Source organism: Streptomyces sp. NRRL F-2580 (genome assembly GCF_000720115.1).
Lineage (GTDB): Bacteria > Actinomycetota > Actinomycetes > Streptomycetales > Streptomycetaceae > Streptomyces.
Genome location: NZ_JOIR01000014.1, coordinates 1 through 26,582, shown reverse-complemented (window position 1 = coordinate 26,582; position 26,582 = coordinate 1). Strand labels below are relative to the sequence as shown.

Annotated in this window: 19 protein-coding genes; 7 read left to right on the top strand and 12 right to left on the bottom strand. The window is 72.2% G+C overall.

Annotated elements, in window-relative coordinates:
• Positions 1–39: 39 nt before the first annotated feature.
• Entirely contained in the window at positions 40–627 is a 588-nt protein-coding gene (locus IF88_RS0117545; RefSeq protein ID WP_030712523.1) for an isochorismatase family protein, read from the bottom strand.
• A gap of 127 nt (positions 628–754) precedes the next feature.
• Here IF88_RS0117545 and IF88_RS0117540 point away from each other — a divergent pair, with 127 nt between their 5' ends.
• Both IF88_RS0117540 and IF88_RS0117535 read left to right on the top strand, forming a co-directional pair.
• Entirely contained in the window at positions 755–1,306 is a 552-nt protein-coding gene (locus tag IF88_RS0117540; protein WP_030712520.1) for a DUF6434 domain-containing protein, read from the top strand.
• 192 nt (positions 1,307–1,498) lie between these two features.
• Entirely contained in the window at positions 1,499–2,596 is a 1,098-nt protein-coding gene (locus tag IF88_RS0117535; RefSeq protein WP_030712518.1) for an enoyl-CoA hydratase/isomerase family protein, read from the top strand.
• Here the strand turns inward: IF88_RS0117535 and IF88_RS0117530 are convergent.
• The 5 genes from IF88_RS0117530 to IF88_RS0117510 form a co-directional block, all read right to left on the bottom strand.
• Positions 2,583–3,344 (bottom strand): TetR/AcrR family transcriptional regulator, encoded by a 762-nt coding sequence (locus tag IF88_RS0117530; protein ID WP_030712515.1) that lies wholly within the window; start codon positions 3,342–3,344, stop codon positions 2,583–2,585. The two genes, IF88_RS0117535 and IF88_RS0117530, sit on opposite strands and share 14 nt — an antisense overlap.
• 169 nt (positions 3,345–3,513) lie before the next feature.
• On the bottom strand, positions 3,514–5,418 hold the full coding sequence (locus IF88_RS0117525) for a helix-turn-helix domain-containing protein (RefSeq protein WP_030712512.1): 1,905 nt from the start codon (positions 5,416–5,418) through the stop codon (positions 3,514–3,516).
• 7 nt (positions 5,419–5,425) lie between these two features.
• Positions 5,426–6,811, bottom strand: a complete 1,386-nt coding sequence (locus IF88_RS0117520) for an MFS transporter (RefSeq protein WP_030712509.1) — start codon at positions 6,809–6,811, stop codon at positions 5,426–5,428.
• Positions 6,812–7,021: 210 nt separating this feature from the next.
• A complete protein-coding gene (locus tag IF88_RS0117515; RefSeq protein ID WP_030712506.1) occupies positions 7,022–8,530 on the bottom strand; it encodes a DUF4246 domain-containing protein in 1,509 nt (502 codons plus the stop codon).
• Positions 8,531–9,085: 555 nt separating this feature from the next.
• Entirely contained in the window at positions 9,086–10,747 is a 1,662-nt protein-coding gene (locus IF88_RS0117510) for a hypothetical protein (RefSeq protein WP_030712503.1), read from the bottom strand.
• Positions 10,748–10,997: 250 nt separating this feature from the next.
• Here IF88_RS0117510 and IF88_RS0117505 point away from each other — a divergent pair, with 250 nt between their 5' ends.
• The 5 genes from IF88_RS0117505 to IF88_RS0117485 all read left to right on the top strand — a co-directional run bounded on the left by IF88_RS0117505 (position 10,998) and on the right by IF88_RS0117485 (position 18,123).
• Entirely contained in the window at positions 10,998–11,918 is a 921-nt protein-coding gene (locus IF88_RS0117505; protein WP_420710987.1) for an alpha/beta hydrolase, read from the top strand.
• Between the two features lie 5 nt (positions 11,919–11,923).
• Positions 11,924–13,447, top strand: a complete 1,524-nt coding sequence (locus IF88_RS0117500) for a peptidoglycan DD-metalloendopeptidase family protein (RefSeq protein ID WP_030712499.1) — start codon at positions 11,924–11,926, stop codon at positions 13,445–13,447.
• Positions 13,448–13,535: 88 nt separating this feature from the next.
• Positions 13,536–15,566 (top strand): family 43 glycosylhydrolase, encoded by a 2,031-nt coding sequence (locus IF88_RS0117495; protein WP_030712496.1) that lies wholly within the window; start codon positions 13,536–13,538, stop codon positions 15,564–15,566.
• 302 nt (positions 15,567–15,868) lie between these two features.
• On the top strand, positions 15,869–16,678 hold the full coding sequence (locus IF88_RS0117490) for a hypothetical protein (RefSeq protein ID WP_030712493.1): 810 nt from the start codon (positions 15,869–15,871) through the stop codon (positions 16,676–16,678).
• Positions 16,675–18,123, top strand: a complete 1,449-nt coding sequence (locus IF88_RS0117485; RefSeq protein WP_030712490.1) for a serine/threonine-protein kinase — start codon at positions 16,675–16,677, stop codon at positions 18,121–18,123. Before IF88_RS0117490 ends, IF88_RS0117485 begins: the two co-directional genes overlap by 4 nt.
• 22 nt (positions 18,124–18,145) lie before the next feature.
• On the opposite strand, the gene IF88_RS0117480 is transcribed toward IF88_RS0117485, so the two are convergent.
• The 6 genes from IF88_RS0117480 to IF88_RS43630 form a co-directional block, all read right to left on the bottom strand.
• Entirely contained in the window at positions 18,146–18,598 is a 453-nt protein-coding gene (locus IF88_RS0117480; RefSeq protein WP_030712487.1) for a hypothetical protein, read from the bottom strand.
• 71 nt (positions 18,599–18,669) lie between these two features.
• On the bottom strand, positions 18,670–22,689 hold the full coding sequence (locus IF88_RS0117475) for an SGNH/GDSL hydrolase family protein (protein WP_234323572.1): 4,020 nt from the start codon (positions 22,687–22,689) through the stop codon (positions 18,670–18,672).
• Between the two features lie 439 nt (positions 22,690–23,128).
• Positions 23,129–23,926, bottom strand: a complete 798-nt coding sequence (locus IF88_RS0117470) for a 3-hydroxybutyrate dehydrogenase (protein ID WP_037806196.1) — start codon at positions 23,924–23,926, stop codon at positions 23,129–23,131.
• A gap of 114 nt (positions 23,927–24,040) precedes the next feature.
• On the bottom strand, positions 24,041–24,964 hold the full coding sequence (locus IF88_RS0117465) for an SDR family oxidoreductase (protein WP_030712478.1): 924 nt from the start codon (positions 24,962–24,964) through the stop codon (positions 24,041–24,043).
• A 9-nt stretch (positions 24,965–24,973) separates the two neighbouring features.
• On the bottom strand, positions 24,974–26,236 hold the full coding sequence (locus tag IF88_RS0117460) for an MFS transporter (protein WP_030712476.1): 1,263 nt from the start codon (positions 26,234–26,236) through the stop codon (positions 24,974–24,976).
• 39 nt (positions 26,237–26,275) lie between these two features.
• On the bottom strand, positions 26,276–26,527 hold the full coding sequence (locus IF88_RS43630; RefSeq protein WP_267884494.1) for a putative Ig domain-containing protein: 252 nt from the start codon (positions 26,525–26,527) through the stop codon (positions 26,276–26,278).
• Positions 26,528–26,582: the final 55 nt, after the last annotated feature.

Below are 26,582 nucleotides of genomic sequence, written 5' to 3'. Positions count from 1 at the left end.
CCGATCGGCGGCGTGCGCGTCACCTTCGGCTGACCGTGGCTATGAAGGGGACCGCAGGGCCGCGATGACCTCGTCGGTGCTGCTGACCTTGCCGATGCGGGGGAAGATCTTGCCGAAGGTGTGGGCGTGGGAGTCGGGGTCGGTGTCGGCGGTGGCGTCCTCCGCGAAGACCAGGTCGTAGCTGAGCTCCCACGCCGTACGGGCGGTGGACTCGACCCCGGCGCTGGTGGAGATGCCGGCCAGCACGATGCGGTGGATGCCGCGGCGGCGCAGCTGGAGGTCGAGTTCGGTACCGGTGAAGGCGCCCCAGTGCCGTTTGGTGACGACCGCGTCGCCGAGGGCCGCGAGCTCCGCGGGGATCTCGGAGAACGCCGGGGGCGGGGCGGCGGCCGGACCCGGGCGGTCCACGTTGGAGGTGGGCATATCGCCGCCGTCGGGGGACCAGGCCACCTTGACCAGGACCACGGGCAGCCGGCGGGCGCGGAACGCCCCGGCCAGCGCGATGCCCTTCGCGAGGATCTCGGGGGCGGGCCGGGCGATGGGCATGCCCAGGATGCCCGTCTGGAGGTCGATGAGGACCAGGGCCGTGTCCCCGCCGAGGGTGAGGCGGTTCGGGTCGTCGGTCATGGGGCCTCCGTCGGGGCGAGTGGACTGGACATGTCTGAAGATAAGCGACATCGAGGGGAACCTGAGGGTGGGACCCCTGGATTCGCCGCCGTGTTCGCCACCCGCCCCCCGCCCTTACGATGGGAACATGAGTACGAATGCAGGGGAGTCCCGGCCGGCCCTGACGGTGGCGCTGACCGGGGCGGAACTGCTGCGCTGGTACTGGACGCTGGCCGAACTGAGTGCGCTGGCGCGCCGGATGGGCCTGGCCGCCGGGGGCGGCAAGACCGCCGTCACGGCCCGGATCGCCGCCGCGCTCGACGGTCTCCCCGCACCGGCGGCCCCCGCGCCCCGCCGTGCCGGACGCCAGCTCGCCGCTCCCGTGGACGGTTCGACCGTGATCCCGCAGGGGCAGCGGTGCAGCCAGGTGCTGCGGGAGTACTTCGTGCGGGAGATCGGTCCCGCCTTCCACTTCGACGCCTTCATGCGGGAGTACGTCGCCCGGCAGGCGGGGCGCACCCTCGCCGAGGCCGTCGCCCACTGGCACGCCACCCGCGCTCAGGCGGCCGAACCCCGGGAGGTCGACGCCCAGTTCGAGTTCAACCGGTTCCTGCGCGACTGGCACGCCCGGTATCCCGACGGAGCCCGCGCCGAAGCCCTGGCCGCCTGGCGGGCCCACCGGGCCCGCCCCCGCGGCTGACGTGGACGGGCGGGAAGATCGGTTTGCCGCGGCCGATCCGCACCGGGTGCTCCGGCATGGACCGCCGGATCCCGGCGAATTCGACCTCGGGTGCGCCGGCCTCCGGGTGGGCGTCGGCCGTCGGCCAGTAGTCCGCCACCAGCTGGTGCGTGACGCGGCCGCTCAGGAAGCCGCCCGGACATACTGATCGTTGTGAAGAGCGAAGACGACACCGCCGGGAACTCCGGCAGCACCGACAGCACGGTCCTGCTCCACGTCGAGGGCCGGACCGGGGTGGTCACCCTCAACCGCCCCAGGGCCCTCAATTCCCTCACCCACCGCATGGTGTTGCGGATCGACGAGGCGCTCGCCGCGTGGGCGGAGGACCCCGCCGTCCACCAGGTCCTGATCCGCGGGGCCGGGGAGCGCGGGTTGTGCGCGGGCGGGGACATCCGGGCCATCCACGACGACGCCAAGGCCGGCGGCACGGCCTCGGCGGACTTCTGGCGTGACGAATACCGGCTCAACGCCCGGATCGCCCGCTACCCCAAGCCGTACGTGGCCCTCATGGACGGCATCGTGATGGGCGGCGGCGTCGGCGTCTCGGCCCACGGCTCCGTCCGCGTCGTCACCGAACGCTCCCGCGTCGCCATGCCCGAGACCGGCATCGGCTTCGTCCCCGACGTCGGCGGCACCCAGCTGCTGTCGCGGGCCCCCGGTGAGCTCGGCACCCACCTCGCGCTCACGGCGGCCGCCGCGGGCGCCGCCGACGCGCTTCTGTGCGGGCTCGCCGACCACTTCGTACCGGCCGACCGCCTGCCGGAGCTGACCGCGGCCCTCGCGACGGCCCCCGCGCACGAGGTGCTGCCCCGGTACGGCGAGGCGCCGCCGCCCGGCGAACTCGCCGAGCGGCGCGCCTGGATCGACCGCTGCTACGCGGCGGACACCGTCGAGGAGATCGTGGACCGGCTGCTCGCCCAGGGCGTGGCCGCCGCCAAGGAGGCCGCCGAGGCGATCCTGGCCAAGTCCCCGACCGCGCTCAAGGTCACCCTCGCCTCGCTGCGCCGGGCCGCGGCGCTCGGCTCCCTGGAGCCGGTGCTCGCCCAGGAGTTCCGCGTGTCCTGCCACGCCCTGCGCTCGCCCGACCTGGTCGAGGGCATCCGGGCCCAGGTCGTCGACAAGGACCGCCGGCCGCGCTGGTCGCCGGCCGATCTGGCGGACGTGTCCGGCGCGGAGGTGGAGCGGTTCTTCGCCCCGCTGGGGGAGGGTCGCGAACTGCGCCTGCCCGAGGGTGGTCTCAGCCGCGGCTGAGCCGGACCTCCAGACCGTCCAGGACCCGCTGGAGGCCGTAGTCGAAGTTCTCCTCGCGCATCCGCGCCGGGTCCGTGCCGTGCTTCGCCGCGGCGTGGTCATGCGTCAGCGGGCGCTCCTCCAAGCCCTCCTGGGCCGCGGGCAGCAGCGACTCCAGCCACTCCGCCTCGCTCTTCCCGCTGCGGGCGAGGAGGGAGAGGTAGGAGGCCTCGCTCGTGGTGGCGCCGATGACGTAGGAGATGACGGCCTTCATCGCGAGCTCCGCCTCGCCCGGGGGAAAGCCCGCCGCCCGGGCCAGCCGCAGCATCCGCTCCGACAGGCGCATCAGGTTCGGGCCGAGGTGCGCCAGCCCGACCTGGCCGAGGACGGAGGCCACCCAGGGGTGGCGCAGGACCATGTCGCGCAGGCTGTGACCGCTGCTCGCGAGGGCCTCGCGCCACGCCCCGGGTTCGGTGATCTCGGAAACCTCCAGCTCGCCGTAGACCTCGTCCACGACCAGCTCGATGAGCTCGTCCTTGTTGGCCACGTGCCGGTAGAGCGAGGTGGCGGCGGCGCCCATCCCGGTGCCCAGCTTGCGCATGCTCAGCGCCGCGATGCCGTCGGCGTCCAGCATGCGCACGGCCGCCACGACGATCTGGTCCCGGCTGAGCGCCGGCTGCTGCTCCTTGCGGCGCGGGCGGGTCCAGACGGAGGGGACCGGGGAGGCGGCGGGCGCGCCGGGACTCTGCTGCTTCTCGTCGGCTGGCATACCGCCACCCTAGCGCACGTGCGAACGTCGTACGCATGGCGCGTACGGCGTTCTCAGTGCGTGTCGGTCCTAGTGACCTGAGTCCGAGATTCCGAGATGCGGTGCCTCCTGACGGGCCGGCCCGCCTGATTGGGTCCCGGCCCGGCCCGGACGACATCCCGTAGCTGCTTCAGAGCCCGTGCGTGAGGCGGTGCAGTCGCAGCGCGAGCTGTATCTCCAGGGTGCGAGCCGGGGAGTTCCAGTCCTCGCCGAGGAGCCGGCCGATCCGGTCCAGGCGCTGCACGACGGTGTTGACGTGGACGTGCAGCGCCGCCCTCGTCCTGGTCAGGCTCGTGCCCTGCGCGAAGTACGCGTCCAGGGTGTGGACCAGGTCCGTGCCGCGCCGGTCGTCGTAGTCGAGCAGCGGACCGAGCGTGTTCCGTACGTACCCGACCAGATCGGCCTGATCGCCGAGGAGTACGCCGACGAAACCGAGCTCGGACAAGGCCCCGCCCCGCCCGCTGTGGCCCAGGGCGCGCAGCGCGGACAGGCAGCGGTGCGCCTCATCGTGCGCGGCGGACAGCCCCGCCGGCCCCGTGGTCGGGCCCGCGGCGCCGACGGTGACCGGGGAGCCCACGGCCTGACCCAGCTCCGCCGCCAGCGCCTTGGCGGTCGGCCCGGGCGCCCCGACCGGCGCGACGAGCACCACGTGGTCGTGGTGGATCCCGGCGAGAGCGCCCCGCGCCGGACCGCTGCGGGCGGCCGCCGCGAGGAGGCGGTGGCGTGAGGCCACGTCGCCGTGCATGACGAAGACGCAGTGCGGCCGGGACAGGTCCACGCCCAGGCGCCGGGCCCTGGCCGCCAGGGCGCCCGGGTCCGTGGTCAGGGCGAGGAGGTCGGTGAGGAGCTCTCCGCGCACCCGGTCCTCGGTCTCCGCCACGGACCGGCGCAGCAACAGCAGCAGCGCGGTGACGACGCTCGCGCGCTCGAACAGCAGCCGGTCGGTGTCCGACAGGGCCGTGCGGCCGGTCAGGGCGAGGCTGCCGAGCAGTTCCGGTCCGGCCAGCACCGCGCACACCCAGGTCCCGTCCTGCGGGACGGCCCGGCCGCTGGCCCGGGAGGCCTCCACGGCCCGGGCGGGCGGGGGCACGGGCCCGGCTCCGGCACGGGCCAGCTCGGCTCCGTGGGCGTCGTGGATGACGAGGGCGCCGTCCAGGATGGCGGCGATGGCGGCGGCCACCTCGTCGGCTCCGCCACCGCGCAGGACGAGGTCGGTCAGCTGGTCGTGGGCCCGCTCCGCCCGGCGCACGTCCTCGCTGTGCGCCCGGATGGTCTCGGAGGCGGAGTTGAGATCGGCCAGGGCGGCCCGGGTCTCCTCCAGCAGCCGGGCGCCGTCGATCGCGATGGCCGCGTGGTCGGCCAGCGAGGACAGCAGCGCCACCTCCTCCGGGGAGAACTGCCGGGGAGCGCGGTCCGCCGCGTACAGCACGCCGATGATCCGCGCGCCGACGCGCAGGGGCACGCCGAGGATCGCCCGCAGCCCCTCCTGCCCGACCGCGCCGTCGATGGCGGATGTGTGGTGGAAGCGGGAGTCGGCCTGGTAGTCGCCCGTGGCGTACGGACGGGCGGTCTGGGCCACCAGGCCGCCGAGCCCCTCGCCCATGCCGAGCCTCACCTGCTGGAACGCGGCGGCGACCGAGCCGTCCGTGACCCTCATGTACGTATCGCCCGCGGCTTCGTCGTTGAGGGAGAGATAGGTGACGTCGGTGCCGAGCAGCAGCTTGGCCCGGTGGACGATCGCCCGGAGCACCGCATCCAGATCGCGCAACGCGGCCAGGTCGCTCGCCGTGTCGAACAACGCCGTCAGTTCGGCCTCGCGCCGGCGGTGCTGACCGAGGGTCCGCCGGATCCGCAGGGCCACGTCGGTGGCCTCGGCGATGTCGGCCAGCTCGCCCGCCGGGGCGCCGGCGTCCCGGGCCTCGGCGGCGGGACGGGCGTAGTCCTCGGCGGGCGCTCCCTCGGCCAGAAGGTCGAGAAGCCGGCGTACGGCGGTGTGGGCGTGCTGGGTGCCTGGTGGTGTCACGGCGGGGAGCATACGGGGATCACCTGCTGAGCGGCTCGGAGTCCCGCAGGCTCTGGCCCCGTTCGGCGGCGGAGGACGGCCTGCCGTCCACGGCCAGGTCGCGGCCGCGGGTTTCCTGCGCCACCCAGACGGTCACGGCGGTGACGAGCGCCGCGAGGCAGACGTAGAGGGAGACCGGGGTGGAGGTCCCGTACTCCTTCAGCAGCTCCACCGCGATGATCGGGGCGAGCGCTCCGCCGACGATGGAGGCGAGCTGGGAGCCCATCGAGGCGCCGGAGTAGCGGACCCTGGTGTCGAACATCTCGGAGATGAAGGCGGCCTGCGGGCCGTACATCGCGCCGTGGAACAGCAGGCCGACGGTGACCGCGAAGGCGATGGCGGGGAAGGACCGGGAATCCAGCAGGGCGAAGAAGGCGAACGCCCAGCCGGCCATGCCGAGCGCGCCGATCAGGGTCACCGGGCGGCGGCCGAGCCGGTCCGAGAGCGCCCCCCACATCGGGATCGTGACGAAGTGGACCGCGGAGCCGATCAGCACCGCGTTGAGCGCCTCGCTCTTGGGGAGCTGGAGGTGGACGGTGACGTAGACCAGCAGGAACGCAGTGAGGACGTAGTACGAGATGTTCTCGCCGAAGCGCGTGCCCATCGCGGTGAGCACCTCCCGCCAACTCCTGCGGAACACCTCGACGACCGGCGGCTCGTCCTTGAGGCCGGCCGCCGCCTGCTCGGCGGCCTTCTCGCGGGCTTCCAGGAAGACCGGGGACTCGGTGACCGAGATGCGGATCCACAGGCCGATGACGACCAGGACGCCGGAGAGCAGGAACGGGACGCGCCAGCCCCAGGCGAGGAAGGCCTCGTCGGACTGGACCGCGGCGAGCAGCGCCAGGACACCGGTGGCGAGCAGGTTGCCGCCGGGAGCGCCGGCCTGCGGCCAGGAGGCCCAGAAGCCGCGGCTCTTGTCACCGCCGTGCTCGGACACCAGCAGAACGGCGCCGCCCCATTCGCCGCCCAGGGCGAAGCCCTGGACCAGCCGCAGCACGGTCAGCAGGACGGGCGCGCCGACGCCTATGGAGGCATGGGTCGGCAGCAGGCCCATCGCGAAGGTGGCCCCGCCCATCATCAGCAGGCTGAGCACCAGCAGCTTCTTGCGGCCGATCCGGTCGCCGAAGTGGCCGAAGACCACACCGCCGAGCGGCCGGGCCGCGAACCCGACCGCGTACGTCAGGAAGGCCAGCAGGGTTCCCACCAGCGGGTCGCTGGAGGGGAAGAAGAGCGTGTTGAACACCAGCGCGGCGGCCGAGCCGTAGAGGAAGAAGTCGTACCACTCGACGGTGGTCCCGACGAGACTGGCGGCGACGATTCTCTTGATGGATCCGGCGGTCGGGGGAGCGGTCTCGGGGGAGGCCATGAACACCACTTCCAGGGGGGTCTGCGGGGACGATCGGTGTCGCCACAACGTAGAAGTCCCCAGGTCAGCGGCATATGTGCCGGCCCAACACATTCAGACGTCCTTCTGTGTGCCCAGCCGCCACACGTGCGAGGGCGGCCGAACGGCCCGGACGTCATCGTCCGGGCCGTCCGCACCCCCCGACCCGCATGAAGTCAGGAGGAATCAGGCTCAGTGCTCGCAGAGGGAGAATTCTCGCTCGTAGAGCTGCTCGTTGTGTTCGTCGACGAAGAACTTGCGTTCCCGCATGAGCTGTTCGCGGTAGTTCCGTGCCTGCTCGAGCGTCATGGTCGAGGTGTCGGACCATGGTTGTTGCGGTGGGACATCGGAGGTCGAGACGATCCTTTCCGACGGATCGACCAGGAAGAACGCGAGAATCTTGCGATGTCCCGGGCGGGTGGCGTCCGTGAGGCCGAATGGGCTGACGCGGTGTTGCAGGATGTTCGGGAACGCCAGGCAGCGGCCCGCCGGGGTCGATGTCGATCCCAGCATCTGGTTCAGCGCGTCTTCGTCCTCCAGGCCGTAGACCTCACGCAGTCCGTTGTCGTCGTTCTGTTCGTAGTTCGGGTCGTCGAGCGCCGCCCGGAAACTCAGCCGGCTTTCGGTGATGTTCTCGCTGTCCCAGTAGTAGATGCCGGTCGAGACGATCCGCTCGTTCAGCATGCCCTCCACGTGCCAGGAACCGCCGGGGTACTCGGGCTTGTCCGGGGTGAGATGGATGGTGGCGAGCTTGACGATGACCTGGAGGCGGCGGCCGCGCAGGTCGACGCGGTCGGAAGGACCGGGCACCTCGGGCGGGGTGAAGGCCGGCGCGTCAGGGACGACCGGGCGGCGGTTCTCCCACCAGTCGTCCTGCGCGCGTTCCCACGTACGAAGGGCTTCTGCGTAGGCCTCGGAATCGCTGTACGAGGACTTGCCCGGATACTCCGGCTCCGAGTCGTACCACCCGTAGGGATCGGCCTCGATCCGCAGGGGCCGCGGATGACGCAGATCGGTGAGCACGTTTTCCAGCAGCGGGCGCAGCCGCGCGAACACGTCCGGGAGGACGGAGAGCAGTTCGTGGTGAATTTCGGGGTGGACGTTGTTGACGTACGAACGGAAGGTGACGTCGCCCTCGTCGCTGACGTCGACGTCCGTGGGCAGCCACTGGAACTTCTCCGAGAACTCGTACCGCGAATAGCGGTCCGTCGGGTTCTGCCACGCCTGCTCGGGCGCGCCACTCGCCTCTCTCACCAGGCAGAACAGTGAGGGATGAACCAGATCCAGCACCTGGCCGTCGGATCCGGGGTGCCAGTCCTGTTCTGCTTCGGGGACCTGCTCCAGAACGTGAACCGCCTCACGCAGCCGGGATCTGAGCTTGTCGTCGATCAGTGTGTCCGACTGCCACACCCCGTCGACGGCGGACACCTCGACGCCGGTTCGCCCGTCCCGCAGCGCGGCGTAATGCACGAGTTCGGCGAGCACGTAACGAACTTGCGCCTCGGTGAGCCCCTGGGCGACCGCTTCCTGCGTCCATCTGGCGACGATCTCGGCATCGTTCATCTTGTCGAACCACCCGGGCTTCGCCCGAATGTGCGAACTGCACTGCATCATCTGCAGTTCCCGCAGCGTTCGGGGTGTCGCGAAGGATATGGAACGGGACGCATGGAAAGGCAGCGGGAAAGCAGACAGGCCGGTCAATTCTCTTGGTCCTCCGAGGCGGTGTGCGGTGGCCGGAAGGATACTTCAGCGGACTGATACCCAGCCGTCCTGCCCGGGACGGGCACGGTCGATGACTCCGTGCCCGCCCCCCGCGTCCGCATCCTGGCGTTCTTCGAACACCGCCTGGGGTCAGCGGTTGCCTCGAAGGCGCCTGAGCATCCCTCGGGCCTGCTCCTGCCTGCGCGGGTCGGAAGCCGCGCGCCGCACTGATGCGATCGTCCGCTGCCCCTTCGGGGTGCGGCTGAACTGCTTGATCCTTGCGAGTAGTCCGGACATGAGCCCTCCCGGTGTGACCTCGTGGTGCTACGCCGTGTGCCCCGGGACCCTCTCTCCAAACGGCGGTGAGCGCCCACCGCCTGCGGCGACAGGCGGTGCCGTCGGCCGAGGGCACTCACGCGCCGAGGAGTACGCTCGCCCGCTCCGCGCGCAGGCGGAGCGCTCCGCGGCCCGACCAGCGCGGACAGGCCCTTGGCGCCGGGGGCTCGACCCGGCCGGAGCCAGGTCCACGGCCCCGGCGGTGACGGGGGCGTGGCCCTAGTTGACCGCGGGGCCGGCATCGTTCAGCCAGCCCCACTCCGACCAGGTGGCGAAGCCGGTCTGCCACCGGTGGAAGACGCCGGCGTGGCTGGTGGCGAACACCTCGATGCGGCCGTCGGCGTTGTTGGCCGCCCCTATCTCGGTGCCGCCGCCACCGAAGGTCTCCCACTCCGAGTACGGCGCGTTCGGACGGGTCTGCCAGGCGTGGCTCGCGGTGCTGGCGTTGATCGCGAACACCTCGACCCGGCCGTCGGCCGACCGCGAGACGGTCAGCTCGGCGTGGGGGATCCCGCCCATGCCGGCCCATTCCGACCACGAGCTCGGGCTGGTCTGCCAGCGGTGGAAGACACCGTTGGCGTTCGAAGCGAACACTTCCAGCCTGCCGTCCTGGTTGTGGCTGGTGGCCAGGTCGCGTCCGCCGCCGCCGAAGTTCTCCCAGGCGGACCAGCCGCCGTTGACCCCGGTCTGGTACAGGTGCTCGAACGTCGCGTCCGAGAGCGCGAACACCTCAAGGCGCCCGTCGGGTGCGCTCTCCATGGCGAGCCGGGCGTTGGCCGGGCCGCCGCCGGCCCCCTCCCACTCGGCCCAACCGCCGCTGGGCGCGGTCTGCCAGCGGTGGAACACGCCGTTGGCGTTGGACGCGAACACCTCGATGCGCCCGTCGGCGTTGTTCCCCGCGGTCAGCCGGTACCCGCCGCCGCCGAAGTTCGCCCAGGCGGACCAGCCTCCGGCGGGCGCGGTCTGCCACATGTGGTCGAAGGTGCTGCCCGACAGCGCGAACACCTCCAGCCGGCCGTCCGCGTTGGACGCCACGGCCAGCTGCGCGTCCCGCGGGCCGCCCTCGAACCGCCACTGCGACCAGCCGCCGTTCACCGCCGTCTGCCACGAGTGGTACACGCCGTCGGCGCCGGCCGCGAAGGCCTCCAGCCGTCCGTCCGCGGACCGCCCCGACACCACCCGGCCCGAGGCGTACGGATGCCTGGGGCCGCCGCCCGTACCGGACCACAGCGCGTTGGCGATGACGATCGCGTCGGCCGCCTCGACCTCGTACAGGCCGCGCAGGTCCTCCCTCGGCTGCTGGACGTGCCAGCACACCTCGCCGATCGCCTCGTTGTTCCACGAGCCGCCCGGATACAGCTGGTCCACCCGGTCGAAGAAGGCGTTGGTGGCGTACGCCGGGTTCAGCCGCTCCTCCCGGGTACCCCACCAGTCCTGCTGCTGGAACAGCCCGAGGCTGGTGTGGTCGACGGCCTGGGAGTAGTTGTTGATGCTGGTCTCCACGATGACCGTGGCGATGGCGATGGCCGCCGCCCGCTGGTTGAGCCCCCGGTCCTTCACCGCCTGGGTGACCATCCGCGCGCACGACACCTTGTAGGCGTTCATGTAGCCGGCCATCTTCGCGTGCAACTGCGGGTTGAGCTGGTCGGCCATGATGGCGTCGGCGGCCGACGGACCGGCCGGATCACACGGCACGGTCGGGATGGCGAGACCCTGCGGGCCGCCGAAGTAGTGGGAGACGCCGAACCGGTCATCGCCCGGGCCCGGAACGGGCGGGTGTGCGGCGAGGGCGACCGGAGCGGTCATGCCGATGACCAACGCCCATGTACCGGCCACGAAAGCCAGTCTTGCGAACGCGCGACGTAAACCATCCATCGCCATTGTCTTCCCTTCTGTCGTGGAGCACCTCGATGAAAGGGCGACGGAACCGGCGTGTCACTCCGGATCGTTCCGGATGCCCCGCCCGGTGGGCCCGGTCCTAACGTGACGACGGTGTCGGCCGGATCGGCAGGCCGGCCCGCGATCCCCGACGCATCGTCAGACTCCCGACCAGGAGGTCACATTGAGCGCGCAGCACCCCAGCCGCAGGAGCATCCTCAAGACCGCCGGCGGCCTCTCGGCCGCGCTGGCCATGGGCGGTGCCGGTGTCCTCGCCGCCGCGTCGGCTGCCTCGGCCGTCGGCGACGGCTTCGGCCTGCACATCGTCGAGCGCGGCGAGGTCGACGCCCGCATGTGGTACTACCGGTTCCAGACGGGGGCGATCGGCTGGAACCCCGCCGTCAACGTGCTCCTCCCCGACGACTACCACTGGAGCGGACGCACGTACCCCGTGCTCTACCTCTTCCACGGGGGCGGCACCGACCAGGACTTCATCACCTTCGACCGCGAGGGCATCCGCGCCTGGACGGCGGGCAAGCCGCTCATCGTCGTGATGCCCGACGGCGGCCACGCGGGCTGGTACTCCAACCCCGTGAACTCCAACGCCGGCCCGCGCAACTGGGAGCACTTCCACATCGAGCAGCTGATCCCGTGGGTCGACGCGAACTTCCGCACGTACGCGGAGTACGACGGCCGGGCCGTGTCCGGATTCTCGATGGGCGGGTTCGGCGCCCTGAAGTACGCCGCCAAGTACTGGGGCCACTTCGCCTCGGTCAGCGCCCACTCCGGCCCGGCGAGCCTGCGCCGCGACAACGGCCTCGTGGTCCACTGGGCCAACGCCTCCTCCGCGCTCCTGGACCTGAACGGCGGCACCGTCTACGGGGCGCCGCTGTGGGACGAGGCCCGGGTGAGCGCGGACAACCCGGTGCAGCGCATCGAGAGCTACCGCAACAAGCGGGTCTTCCTCGTCGCCGGCACCAGCCCCGATCCCATCAACTGGTTCGACACGGCCAACGAGACCCAGGTGCTCGCGGGCCAGCGGGAGTTCCGCTCCCTCCTCGGGAACGCGGGGATCCCGCACGAGTGGTACGAGCTGCCCGGCGGGCACTTCATCCGCCACGACATGATGCAGCGCGACATCGACGGCATCGTCGACCGGCTGCGCAAGGCGTGACCGGCGTGCTTCCCCGACTCTCCCGACGCGCACTGACCTGCGTCCTCGCGGCCACGGCCGCCACGGCCGCCCTGCTGTCGTCGCTGGCGGCCCCGATGCCCGCCGAGGCCCGGACCACGGGCCTCGCGGCGGCCGCGTGCCCGGCCGGCGGCATCGTGTCGCAGCACTTCCACAGCGGCCACAACGGCGTGGACATCGCCAACGACGTCGGTACGCCGATCTACGCCGTCGGCGACGGCGAGGTGACGATCTCCGGGTACACCGGCGACTACGGCCAGTGGATCCGCATCCTGCACCCCGACGGCAGGATCTCCGAATACGGGCACATGTCCCGGCGCGACGTCTTCGTCGGCGACCACGTCGCGGCCGGCCAGCAGATCGCCCTCATGGGCGCCGAGGGCAACTCCACCGGCCCCCACCTCCATCTGCGGATCTGGGGGGACCAGTCCACCTCGTACGGCATCGACCCCGAGGCCTATCTCGCGGAGCGCGGCGTCGTGCTGCCCTGCGTCCCCGGCAGCGGTCCGCGTCCCAAGCCGCTGGTGTATCCGGCGGAGTCGGGCCGGGTGGTGTCGGCCCGGTCGGCGGACGGCCGCCTCGAGGTGTTCGCCGCCGGCGCCGACGGTGTGCACCACGCCTGGCAGCAGGAAGTGAACGGCAACTGGTCGGCCTGGGAGCCGCTGGGCGGGCCGGGCAACGCCGAACTGGCGATCGCGCCCAATGCCGACGGCCGTCTGGAGATGTTCGCCCTGAGCGGCGCCACCTTCCAGCACCGCTGGCAGCTCGCTCCCTCCGGCGGTTGGTCGAACTGGGAGAACTTCGGCGGCGGCGGACGCGACACCGCGGCCGGTGTGAACGCCGACGGCCGCATCGAGGTGTACGCCTCCGGCCCGGCCGGTCTCTTCCACCGGTACCAGACCGCCCCCAGCGGCGGGTGGTCGGAGTGGGAACCCACCGGCGGTGGCCCCGCCGACAGCCGCGTGGAGATGGAGAAGTCCCCTGACGGACGTCTGGAGGTGTTCGCCCTGGGCCGCGACAGCTTCCAGCACAAGTACCAGACGGACCCCAACGGCGGCTGGACCCCGTGGGACGGCTTCGGCGGTGGCGGCCGTGACCTCACCGCCGCCCACAACGCCGACGGCCGACTGGAGGTCTTCGCCTCCGGCCCGGCCGGTGTGTTCCACAAGTACCAGACCAGTCCCAGCAGCTGGTCCGAGTGGGAACCGACCGGCGGGCCCGCGGACGCGCAGCTCACCAGCGAGCACACCCCGGACGGCCGGGTCGAGGTCTTCGCCGTCAACGGCACTACGGCGATGCACATGTGGCAGCGCGCCGTCAACGCGCCCTACGGCGAATGGTCCGCCTTCGGCGGCGGCGGAACCGAGGTCACCGCGGCCGCCAACGCCGACGGGCGGATCGAGATCTTCGGCACGAGCCGCGCCGGCGTCCACCACAAGTGGCAGACCGGCTTCTCCACCTGGTCCGAGTGGAGCTGGCTGAGCGACACCGCCGGCCCCGGCCTCGACTGACCCGCCTCCCGACCGCCCCACACCCGACCCGTGGTCGGCCGTGCCCGCACGGGCACGGCCGGCGACACGGTCCCCTCTGGAGAGACTCATGCCTCCGATCAGCCGACGGAACCTGCTGAAGGGTGCCGCCGGGGCGGCCGCACTCCCGTTCCTGGACGCCGGCCGGGCCGCGGCCGGCGCCGCCGACGCCGTGCCGCCCCCTCGGTGGATCGGCGCGGGCCCCTTCGCGTACGTCTACGACCCGTCGACCGCCAACGGCCCGCGCTACCTCAACGACCACACCCTGCTCAAGGCCCGGGGCCGCTGGCACCTGTTCAGCATCGTCGGTGACAGCGCGCCGCGCGGAGAGTCCCCGGACAGCACGGGGGAGATCTCCTTCGCCCACGCCTCCGCGCCGAGCCCGAACGGGCCGTGGACCACCCACGCCGACGCGCTGACCCTCGACCCGTCCTATTTCGGCGAGGAACACCTGTGGGCGCCCCACGTCGTCGAGGCGGGCGGCAGGTTCTGGATGTTCTACGCGGCGGGCGGCCGCACCGGTGCCGCGATCAGTCTGGCCACGTCGGCCGACCTGTTCACCTGGACGCGCGAGCCGTCCGGCCCGCTGTTCCGCGGGCTCGCGGCGCGCGACCCGATGGTGCTGCGGGTCGGCGGCGAGTGGGTCATGTACTACACCGAACTGTCGGGCGCGGGCGGCCACCACGTCGTGGCCCACCGGCGGTCCGCCGATCTGCTGCACTGGAGCGAGCCGGGCGTCGCCTTCACCGACGCGACGACGGACACGACCGTCTCGGTCACCGAGTCGCCGTACGTCGTCGAACGGGACGGCTGGTACTACCTGTTCATCGGGCCCCGCAACGGCTACGAGGGCACGGACGTGCTGGCGTCCCGGGACCCGTTCCGCTTCGACCTCGCCGGCTACGCGGGCCATGTGGCCGGTCACGCCGTGGAGGTGGTCGCCGACGGGGAGGCGTGGTACGCCAGCGCCGCGGGCTGGTTCCGCAACGGGCTGCACGTGGCGCCCCTGCACTGGCGGGACACCCCACCGCCGTGGCAGAGCCCGGACAACCCGGTGGCCGGACTCGACGTCGGCGGCCGCCTGACGGTGTTCGCGCTCGACGCCTCCGACCGTTCGATGCTGCGGCGCGTCCAGCTCGACCCGGACACCGACACCTGGTCGCCGTGGGAGGCCTTCGGAGGGCCGGCCGGTGCGGTCCCCACGCTCGGCCGCAACGCCGGCGGCCGGCTGGAGGTGTTCTCGCTCGCCCCGGAGGGCGTCAACCTGCACCACCGGGTGCAGCGGCCGGACGGCGGCTGGTACGAGTGGGAGGAGTTCGGCGGCCCGGCCGGCGCGGCACCCGCCGTCGCCCGCGACGCCGGCGGCCGGCTGGAGGCGTTCGCCCTCAGTCCCGGCGGCGCCTCCGTCGCCCGGCGTCGGCAGGGTTCACCGGGATCCCTGGCCTGGGACCCGTGGGAGCCCGGGTTCGGCGGGGCCGCGGGCGCTCCGCCGGTGGTCGCGGCGAACGCCGACGGGCGGCTGGAGGTGTTCGCCCTCTCGCCCGGCGGCGCGGGGATCCACCACCGGTGGCAGGAGACCCCGGGCGGTGCCTGGAGCGACGCCTGGCAGCGCTTCGGTACCACGGCCGGCGCCGCACCGCGGGTGGCCCCGGACGGCAGCGGCCGGCTCACCGTCGCGGCGATCGGACCCTCGGGCATGGGGACCTTCTCCCGGCGGCAGTCGGTGCCGAGCGGCGGCTGGGACGAGTGGCTGCCCCTGTCCGGCTGGAGCGCCGCCGCCCCGGCGTTCGCCGCCAACGCCGACGGCCGTCTGGAGGCGTTCTCCCTGGCGCCCGGCGGCGCCCGGCTCGGCCACCGCTGGCAGACCACCCCGGGCGGTGGCTGGGCTCCCGGCGGGGAGTTCGGCGAGCCCGGCATCAGGCTCGCCGCCACGCCCACGGCCGCGCTCGACTCCACCGGGCGGACGCACGTCTTCGCCGTCACCGCCGGGGGCCGCGTGCGCACCCGCGTCCAGGACCGGCCGAGCGGCGGGTGGCGGCCGTGGACGGCCTTCGGCGACCGCACGGTCGCACCGGTGGTGTCAGGCGCTCCCGCTTTCTGAACGGAGTGCGGATCTCGCCAAGTGAAAGCCAGGTGAAAGGGACGGGCGGGCGGTCCGGCGCAGCCGCGATCCCCCCGAGCACGGTGACGTTCCCCACCCCGCCCGGATCGGGAGGGGGCGTCCGAGCCCGGGGAACCCTCTGGGAAGGGGCCTTTCGGGAGCCTTCCGGGGCAGCCGGGGCGGGTGGTCCGCCCCCGCCGGCGACCCCGCCCGAAGTGGCCGAAGTGCGCCCCTGAACTCCCTCGGGAGATGAGTATTGTTCCACTCGTCGGACCGGTACGACGCGTGGAACAGGGGGCGCGGTGAGCGGCGTGGTCGTCCATCTCCCGCAGGGATGCGGTGGCACCGACGGCGGCGAACCGTACGGTGAGGCGGTGACGTTACGCCTCGGCCCGGGCGAGGTCGCCCGCTTCGGACGGGGTTCCGCGACGACCCCCGTCGAGCTCCGCCTCGCCGACGCGGCCATCTCCCGGCTCGCCGGGGAGATCCGCGTGACCGACGACCACTGGCAGCTGACGAACCACAGCACCACCCACAGCTACCTGGTGGAGAACCCGGAGGGAGCCGGGGAGTACCTCAGGGTCGCGCCGAGACGGGTCGGGGCGCCGGTCCCGTTCGAGTTCTCGCGCGTGGTGCTGCCCACCCGCGGCGACGTCGGCGTGTCCTTCCAGGTGTTCGCGCCCGACCACGTCTACCTGGACCCGGACGCCATCGGCGCCCCCTGGGGCCGCCTCACGGTCACCGCGTACTCCCTGGACGAGACGGCCGCGTACTTCCTCGTCCTCGTCGCGCTCTGCGAACCGCGCCTGCGCGACCAGTCCCGCGTCGCGGTCCCCACCACCCCCCAGATCGTCGAGCGGCTCAAGGGGCACGTCACCGGCGGCACGCTGACCGCGCGTGCGATCAGCTCGCACATCGACTACCTCGCCGAGGAGAAACTGCGCATCGGGGGCCCGGACCTCCGCGAACCCGGCAAGAGCGAGCGCCGCAACGGCAAGCGGGAGGAGATCGTCGGGCTCGCGCTGCGGTTCGGACTCGTACGGGAGGAGCACCTCACGCTGCTGCCGCCCCTGACGGGGGCCGGCGGGCGGGAGCGGCAGACCGCGCGATGACGCCGCCGCACGGCCTGCGCGACACCACCGAATGCGAACGCGGGGAGCTGCTCCCGCCCGGCTACCGGGTACGGGACTGGACGATCACCGAGGTGATCGGGGCCGGCGGCTGGTCCACGGTCTACGCGGCACGGCCGGCCGACGGACACCCGGACGGCAGCGGCGGGGCCCCCGCGGGCCGGGCTTCGGGACCCGCCGAGGTCGCGCTCAAGATCATGCCGACCGCCGGGTTCGCACCGCGCCAGGCACGCAGGATCGTGGAATCGGCCCGCCGCGAGGTCGAACTCGGGCGCAGGGCCGGCCATCCCCGGCTGATCGGCCTGCTGGACTCCTTCGTCCTCGCCGCACCGGACCGACCCTCCCTGGACGGCGCGATCGTGCTGGTCATGGAGCGGGCCGCGGGCAGCCTGCGCGAGCTCCTCGACGCGGGGGTGGCCGATGCCGACCGGGCCCGGCTGATCACCGGCATCTGCGAGGGACTCGCCCATCTCCACCGGTCGGGCTGGGTCCACGCCGATCTCAAGCCGGAGAACGTCCTGCTGGGCGCCGACCGCTCCGTGAGGCTCTCGGACTTCGGGCTCGCCACCGAGATGACGGGCACGCACGGGTACGCGCCCCCCATGGGCACCCTGGACTACCTCCCGCCCGAGCGCTGGCGGGCGCCCCTCGGGGAACTCGGCGTGCAGGTCCGGCCGACCGCCGACATCTGGGCCCTGGGCATCGTCATCCACGAGGTCTTCGCGTCCGGTGCCTCCCCGTTCGTCGGGGCCACCCCCATGGCGCGGGGCGCCGCCGTCCAGGAGTACGGCGAGGGGCGCGCACCGCTGCGCATGGACCACGCCGTGCCGCCGTTCTGGCGCGCCCTGGCCGCCGACTGCCTCGCCCCGACCCACGCGGCGCGCGCCCCGCACACCGCCGAGAGCCTGCTCGCCCGCATCGCCGCCGAACAGGGCACGCGCGAGGCGGGAGCGGGGGTGGGGCGGCCGCGGGGCCGCCGGGCCCGCGCCGTCGTCCTCGCCACCGCGCTGTGCGGGATCGCCGGCGCGACGTTGTGGTCGGACGCGGTACGGGAGGGCTCGTCCGCCCTGCTCGGCCGGGCGGGCGCGACCGCGGGCACGGTCCGGGTGTTCAACGCGGAGCGGGGCTGCCAGGAGCGGGCCGACCGCGACCCGCAGTGCAGTCTGGGGCTGGCGGTCGATCCCCTGCGGCCGTACGCCGCGGACAACGTCGTACCGACCCGGGTGTGGCACGGCGACGTCCTCGCCGCCGAGTGTCAGCTGCCCGACGGGCAGCCCGTCATCAACGAGGAGGACCTGCAGTCGACCCGCTGGTTCCGCGTCCGCCTCCCGCGCGGGTCCGTACCTCCCACGGCCTGGCTGCCCGTCGTCCGCACGAAGGACCGGCCGGAGCTCCCGGGATGCCCGCACCCCACGGCAGGACGGTGATGCCGCGCCGCCGCCGTGGGGGTCAGCGGTACAGCACGACGAGCGAGGCGAGGAGGAGTACGGCCGCGGCCGAGAGCCCGGGGATCCGGTAGCGGTCCCACGCGGCCAGTGCGAGACAGCCCGCCCACGCCCCGCCCGCGAGGGCGGCGGCCCACCAGCCGAAGTCCGTGCGGGCGGCGGCCAGGGGGAACACCGCGAGCAGGACCGTCGGCACGGCGATGGCGAGTCGGGCCCCGATGCCCAGCCGCTTGTAGACGGTCATCAGGACGACCAGGGCAGTGGTCAGGGCGAGGGGGACGGCCGCCCAGTCCCACCAGGTCCAGCAGAGGCCGTCCGTCGTCTCGCACGCCCGGGCGTTCTGCTGCTCGACCCAGGAGAAGAAGCGCACGGCACCGTAGGCCAGAACCGCACCGGTGACGGCCGCTGCGAGCGCTCCCGGTACGACGGGCCGGGGCTCCGTGGTGTGTGTGTTCATGCCTACAGCCTTTCCGTATCCATGGCCGGGGGCCTGAGTACACGTACTCAGGCCCCCGCATCAGTTGCTCGTCACTTTCCGTTGAGGGTCTGTTCCAGGGTGTCCGCGTAGATACGAGCCCCCGCGGGCTTGGGATGGAAGGACTGCATGGACGGGTTCGGAAGCTCGGCGTCCGCCTGCTCCCGACCGGTCATCACGATGCCGTGAATGCTCTCGGGGTTGCCGCAGATGGCCTTGGTGTCGAAGTTCTTCCGCGGGTCGGAGAAGACCGCCCACGTTCCGGCATCCTGGGTCGCCCCCTTCATCTCGGTTGCGAGACCGTCGGCCACCGTGCGGATCCATTCGGCTTCGCCGTCCTCGTAGGCACCGGGAAGGCAGCCGTGGTCCTTCTCCACCAGGCGCGGGTAGCCCATGAGGACGACCTTCGCGTTCGGCGCCTTGGCGTGAATGGCGTTCAGCGTCTTGACGATCTGCGGCCGTACCGAGTCGTGCAGCCACTTCGGCGCCCAGTCCCTCAGGGCACCCGTGGAACCGCCTGTCTTGGCGCCGGTGGCGGGATCGATGTTCTCCAGTTCCGCGGCCGGGCACGTGGACAGAGACGGGATCGGGATGTCGATGCACTTCTTCATGATGTCGGTGAAGCGGGCGTCGTTGCCGCCGACGCTGAGGGTCACCAGGCTGGTGTTCTGGTCCAGGTATCCGGCGTTGATCTGTGCCACCTCGCTGGACTGGCCGTTGGCGAGGATGTTGAAGGTGCGTGCTCCGGAGCACGCCACGAAGTGGTAGTCCATCTGCGGGTCGAGGCCGTCGGCCATGGCTCCGATCGAGGTCGAGTAGCCCGGGAGCTTCGCCTGCCGCGACCAGGCCAGCTTGGACCGGTGGCACTTGTCGATGCCGTTCTCGTTCAGCTTGTCGAAGCGGTCGCTCTCCGGGTACAGGTCCGCGCCGCCCGGCGCGGTGGCCCCTTCACCCGAGGAGTAGGAGTCGCCCATCGCGGTGACGGAGTTGGCCGGCTTGCCCGCGAGGGGCTGGAAGGCGACCGCACCCCAGGCGATGTCCTCGTCGGCCTTGCCGTCCGACGTCGTGTTCGACAGTTCGACCTGCGGGGTGCCGGTGAAGTGGAACACGCCGAGGCTGACCCAGCCGCCGGCCCGCTGGAGCACGACCCTCTGCTTGCTGCTGCTGTCCGAGCCCTGCACGGTGTAGGCGGCCTGCCGGGTCTGGGCGCCGGTGTCGGGCAGGTGGACCAGGACGCGCGCCCAGTTGAGGCTCTGGCCGAGGGTCCACGTGCCGTTGATGGTCATGTAGCCGCCGGGGCCGCCGAAATGGGCCGCGTCACGGGTGTGGGTGTACCAGTAGTGGCCGCCGTAGCCGCCGCCCACCTGGTGCAGGTCCGCCTTCGCCTGGTAGCGGCCCTCCGTGCCGGGGTTGAACCCGAACTGGAAGCTGCCCGCCGATGAGATCTTGCCGCAGTCTCCCCATGATTCGGTGCCGTCGGGGACGGAGGCGACGATCTTGGCTCCGGACGGCGCCTTGTCGCAGACCGGCTGGCCGGACTTGAGACGGTAGCCTCGCCCCGGCTCCGAGACGAGCGTCTGGTACTTGATGGACTCGTGGCCGCAACTGCTGGCGCAGTTGTCCTTCCACGTCGTGTTGGGCTGGTTCCACCAGTACTGCGCGTAGCACTCCGCGTCCGGGCAGTTGGGCGGGGTCTTCGGGTTGCAGTTGTTCTTGCTGTTGCAGAAGGTGTCGAGCGGCGGCGAGACGGCTGCGCGGTCGGCGATGGTGTTCCACCAGGCCGGACGGAATCCGGCCGAGGAGAACCCGGACTCGCCGGGCCAGTCCTGACGGCCCGAGGTGGCGTAGGAGAAGCCGGTGTCGACGGACCAGGCGGCCCAGCCCATCACCTTCGCCTCGTACGGCCAGTCCTGCGGATGCGCCGCGTCCTTGTTCGCCTCCGCACCGTCCACGTCGGTGTTCATGAACGGGTGGCCCCAGCTCTTCTTGTAGAGCGGGTTGGCCGGGTTGTTGTACCAGCCGAGGCCCCAGTGTCCGCCGTGCTGCGACGCTTCCGACGGCGGGTTGAAGCCGAGGTTGTAGTTCCACACGGCGGTGAACCAGTTCTCCACCAGGGACGGATCGTCGTTGTTGACGGTGACCTTCTGCCCCTCGGTGTGGACCTCGTTCCACTTGTCGGCGAGGATCTTCATGGAGGCGGCGATGTTCGACGCGTAGTCGACCGCGACGAGCTTCTGGAGGGCGGGGGAGAGGCTGGTCTCCTTGTCCTTCTCGTGGCCGGCCAGCCGCATGCCGTCGGTGACCTGGCCGACGCCGTAGCCGCAGTCGGACTTGTCCCAGTTGATCTGCCAGTAGGCGGCCGGGTTGTTGGGGTCGGCCTTGTGGCCGTAGTAGCCGTCCACGGCGGCCAGCGGGCTGCCCATCTGGCCGGGGATCGCACCCGACTCGGCCTGCCACAGGTTCGACTCCTGGGCCATGATGCCGAGGAGCACGTTGGCGGGGATCTTGCCCCCGCCGTTCAGCGCCGGCGGCGGGAACAGGCCCTGCGGGTCGACGCTGAGCAGGCCGGCCTGGTTGCGGTAGCCGCCCTGCCGGATGTAGTTCGCGCGCAGGTTGCCGCGCACGGCCATGTCGACGGCCCATTCGACCTGGTTGGGGGTCGGCTGCAGCGCCTGCACCTTGACGTCGTTGCGGGAGACGGAGCACCAGCGGTCGCCGTCCGTGGGGTCGTTCGATCCCCCTGCCGCGGCCGCGGTACCTCGCATCGGCTGGGCCTGCGGTCCGGTGCCGGTACCGGGCGACGCGGGAGCCTTGGCCGGTGTCCCGACGGCCGCGCCGAGGGACGGGGACGACGTGGTCCCGGAACCGTCGGCGGCCTCCTGGCGCACGCTCTGCGTGAGCTTCGTCCCGGTGGCGGTCGCGGTACTGGTGACCGTCACCGGCTGGTCACCGGCGGTGGCGGCGGTTTGCGGAACGGGTTCCTCGGCCTTGGTGAAGTCCTTGCCGGCGTTCTTGACGCGGTCCAGGCCGGCACGGATGCCGGCGGTGAGGACCGGCTCGACGGCCAGCCGGCCGTGGGAGGACACGTCGGTGTCGGCCGGGGCGTCGACGCGGGTGACCCCGGTTCCCGCCGTGGCGGGGGTGTCGGTGGGGTGGCCGGTGAGGAACACCCGGCCCGCCTCGCCCTGCACGAGGTCGAGGTCGCCGAGCTTGCCCGAGGCGATGGCGGCCGGCTTGCCCTGACCGGTGAACACCTTCGCGTTCAGCGTGGATTCGTCCTTGCGGTCGACGAAGGCGATCTTCCCGTCGGCGGCGGGCCGGATGTCGAACGGGACGCTGTCCGCGTCGGCGAGGTTCTTGACCGTGCCCGAGCCGTCGAGGTGGACCAGGCGGCTGCCGAGTGCGGCGACCGTGCCGTCCTGCACCGGGACCGCGCTGGTTATCTGTCCCTTCGCCGCGGCCGTGCTCGTGGTCTTCCCGGAGGTGTCCACGGTGAGCACGCGCGTGCGCGTGCTCTCGGGGTCGTTCATGTCCCGGAAGGCGGTGAACGCGGCCGTGTGGGTCGTCGTGTTGCAGGACGGGTCGAAGTAGGCCAGCGACGCGGTGAACGGCAGCTTCGTCACCTGCCCCGTGGCGAGGTTGACGATGGCGGTGAACGCGCCGCCCTGCATCAGGTCGGGCTTGTTCGTGAAGCCGCGGGGCGCGTAGACGACGGCGGCGTGCTCGCGGTCCATCACGCACTGGTTGCCGATCCACGAGTCCGCCGGCACGGCCGGTTCGGACAGGGTGGCCACGGTCTTCCAGGCGTACGCCTGGTTGCTGTCGGCGACGAGGATGCGCAGGCCGTCGGTGTCCGCGGCGGCGGTCACCGCGCGGTCGGGACTGGTGTTCCAGTCGTTGCCGAGCTTCTTGCCCGGATCCTCGACAGGGCCCGGTGCCGTCGGTGGCGCGGTGGAGCCGGGTTTCGGTTTCGGCGCGGCGATCGCGGGTGTGGCCTGGAGCAGTCCGCCCGTCAGGGCGGCGCAGGCCACGACGGCCGCCAGGGACGAGCGTGTTCGTCTTGCGTGTTTCAAGAGAGGGGTCCCCGAATGTTCGTTGAGAGGTTTCGAGCCGTCTCGGGGAGCCTCGAAGAAGGGGGTGCTAAGCACGAGACGCAAATCGCCCGCGTGTGAGACGTCACTGAACTGCCCCCTGGACGCATTCAGTGGAAGTGGAAAGCGTGATGGACCGAGGGGAATTGACGCAACACAAAAAGACGTCGGACGCGCTCGCCAAGACGGCCGCTCAAGCGGCATGGCGAAACACGTCACCCCCAAGTCGGACCGAGGCCCGAACTCTCCCTGAACGCGCGGTATTCTTCGCTGCCCCCCGTGCCGACGGTCAATCGGCAGAAGCGATTTCGCTTCATGGCAGCTAGATCATTAAAGCACCCGCGCTCTTGGTCAAACCGGATATTCTCCCCGTTACTGGACGGTCAAGATTTGTTATAGACGGTGTGGGAGGAGCGGATGCTCAGTGCGCGCCCCAGCCGCCGTCGACAGGGATCGACGCGCCGGTGATGTAGCCGGTGAGCGGACCGCAGAGCCACACCGCCACCGCGGCCACCTCCTCCGGCTCGATCAGCCGCTTGATCGCGGCGCGTTCCAGCATCACGTCCGTGACCACGTCCTCGGGTGCGATGCCGTGGGCGGCGGCCTGCGAGGTGATCTGGTGCTCGACCAGAGGGGTGCGTACGTAGCCGGGGTTGACGCAGTTGCTGGTCACCCCGTGCGGGGCCCCTTCGAGGGCGGCCACCTTGCTCAGCCCCTCCAGGCCGTGCTTGGCCGCGACGTAGGCGGACTTGAAGGGGCTGGCGCGCAGGCCGTGCACACTGGAGATGTTCACCACGCGCCCCCAGCCGGCCCCGTACATGTACGGGAGGCACTGCCGGATGAGCAGGAACGGCGCGGTGACCATCACCTTCTGGATCACTTCGAACCGGGCCGGCGGGAAGTCCTCGATGGCCGCCACGTGCTGCAGCCCGGCGCTGTTGACCAGGATGTCGACCTCGTCCGGGAGTGCACGCACCGCCTCGGCGTCGGCGAGGTCCACGGCGTGCGGGCGGCCGCCGACCGCCTCGGCCACGGCCCCGGCCGCCCCGGAGTCGAGGTCCACCACGTGCACCAGGGCGCCGGCGTCCGCCAGCGCCCGCGCGCAGGCACGTCCGATACCGCTGCCGCCACCGGTCACCATGGCCGTGCGCCCAGAAAGGTCCACGCCGCCGGCACCGTGCGCGAAAGGTCCGGGGGCTGCGTGAGATTGGCTCGTCATGGCCGGAACGCTAGAGACGCATCGCCGGACATCCCATGTCCACGGTCACCACAGTGGACTGCGGTGAGGTGTGGGCCGACGCCATATCGGCCGCCGCCGACCGGCAGGACACCTCTAGCGGTAGCCGGTGGTGTCCGCCGGGCGGCCGGGGTCCTGCACCTCGACCATGTAGCGCCAGCAGTCCGGCCGGCTGCCGTCGAGGTCGGTGAAGCCGTACTCCCGCGCGAGCTGTCCGCTGGAGAGGGACCGGCCGTTCCAACGCGCGACCTCCGGATCGGTGGCGAGGGCCGCGACCGCCCGGCCCACGTACGACGGGGTCTCGGAGATGGCGAAGTGCGGGACCTTCGTCAGCGCGTCCCGCCAGTTCTCCTCCGTCACCCCGAAGTTGTCGAGCATCATCTCCGAGCGCAGCCAGCCCGGGGTCAGCGCCACCGCCGTGGCCCCGCGCGGTCCGAGCTCGTGTCCCAGCGCGAAGGCCATGCGCAGGACCGAGGACTTGGCGATGTCGTAGAAGAAGGACACCCGGTAGTGGGCCGCGTTGTACTCGGCGGTGCCGTCCGTCATCTCCACCACCAGCCCGCCCGGTTCCCGCAGCAGCAGCGGCAGCGCGAAATGGCTGGTGACGGCGTGGGTCTCCACCGCGAGGCGCATCAGCCGCAGCCCCTTGTCCAGGTCGTGCTCCCAGACCGTGCTGTCCCACTCGAAGAGGAGCTCGCCGCCCCAGATGTCGTTGACCAGGACGTCGAGACGCCCCTGCTCGGTGTCGATCCGCCCCACCAGCGCCTCGACCTCGGCCGGCACCAGGTGGTCGGCGACCACCGCGATCCCGCGGCCGCCCGCCGCGGTCACCAGCTCGGCGGTCTCCTCGATGGTCTCGGGCCGGTCGTACTCCGAACGCTTGCCGCGGGTGCTCCGCCCGGACACGTACACCGTCGCGCCCCGCGCGCCCAGTTGGACCGCGATGCCGCGGCCCGCACCGCGCGTCGCCCCGGCCACGAGGGCCACCCTGCCTTCGAGAGTCCGCTGTGTTTCAGGCACGGACCGACCCTACGACGACCGCCCCGCCCTCCGCCCGCCGGACACGGCGACCGCCGCCAGGGACAGCAGCAGCCCGCCCGCCGCGAGTCCCAGGGCCCGGCCCGGCCCCCACAGGGTCCAGGCCGCGCCGAAGAGCAGGGAACCCGCGAACCGGGCCAGTGCCTGCGCGGTCTGCAGCGCCGCGAGCCCCGTGGTGCGCAGCTCGGCCGGGAGCAGCGGCCCGGCGGCGGCCATCAGTACGCCGTCGGTGGCCGCGTAGAACAGACCGAGCAGGGCGAGCACGCCGGCGACCAGCGGCGCCCCGGCCGGCACCGGGGCCAGGAGCAGCAGGCAGGCGCCGAGCAGCAGCGCGTGCCCGCCGAGGAAGACCCGGCGGCGGCCCAGCCGGTCGGCGAGCCGGCCCACGGGCAGCGCGGCCAGCAGGAACACGGCCGCCGTGCCGACGGGCAGCAGCGGGAAGTACGCGGCCGACAGGTCGAGCCGGCGCTGGAGCAGCAGGTAGAGGAAGGCATCGCCGATGGTGAACAGGCCGAGCACGGCGGCGGTCAGGCACAGCCGCCGCAGGCCGGGGAGCCGCAGGAGGGTGCGTACGGCAGGCAGCGGAGCCCGAGGTGACGCCGCGGCCGGGACGGGCGCGGGGGCAGGGGCCTCCCGTACGAAGAGCGCCAGCATCACCACCCCCAGCACCGCGATGCAGCAGCTCACGGTGAACACGGCCTCGTACCCGTCCACCGCCACCCACAGCACCCCGAACGCGGCCAGCGGCCCCAGCAGCGCGCCCGCCGTGTCCAGCGCGCGGTGCACCCCGAAGGCACGGCCCTGCTCCTCGGGCGGAACGGAGAGCGAGATCAGCGCGTCGCGCGGCGCGGTGCGCAGCCCCTTGCCGGTCCGGTCGGCGGCCAGCACCGCCGCGACCGACCAGGGGGTGGTGACGGCGAGCAGGGCCGCCTTGCAGACGGCGGAGAGCGCGTAGCCGGTGCCCGCGACGAGCTTGCGGCGGTGGGTGCGGTCTGCGATCCGGCCGCCCGCGAGGCGCAGCAGCGCGGTGGCGCCCTGGTGGAGCCCGTCCAGGGCGCCGAACGCGAGCGGCGACATGCCGAGCCCGGCCATCAGGTACAGCGGCAGGACGGCGGTGACCATCTCCGCGGAGACGTCCGTGACCAGGCTGACCAGTCCGAGCGCGAACACCGTGCCGGGGACGGCCCGCAGGGGGCCCTTCGGCGCCGGGGTGTCCCCGGCGATGTCCGCGGCCCGGCTGGTCGACAGGTACACGGATGCCTCCTCGGGAGCGGCCGGGGCGTATGCCCCGGTCTAGAACCAGTTGACGGTGAGCGGGAACGCGGCGGTGACGGTGGCACCGGTGGAGTCGGTGGCCGTCGCCGTGATCTGTACCGTGCCGCTGCCCCAGGGCTTGCCGGAGACGCGTCCCGAGCCGGCGTCGACGGACAGGCCCCAGGGCAGGCCGGTGGCCGCGTACCGGTAGGCGGGCTTGCCGCCGGTGGCGGTGAGCTGGATGGTGCAGGACTGGTTGAACTTGCAGGTCTGCGGGCCGGGGTCGGCCAGCTTCAGGTCACCCGGAGTGGGGGCTGTCTCTTATACACATCTGACGCTGCCGACG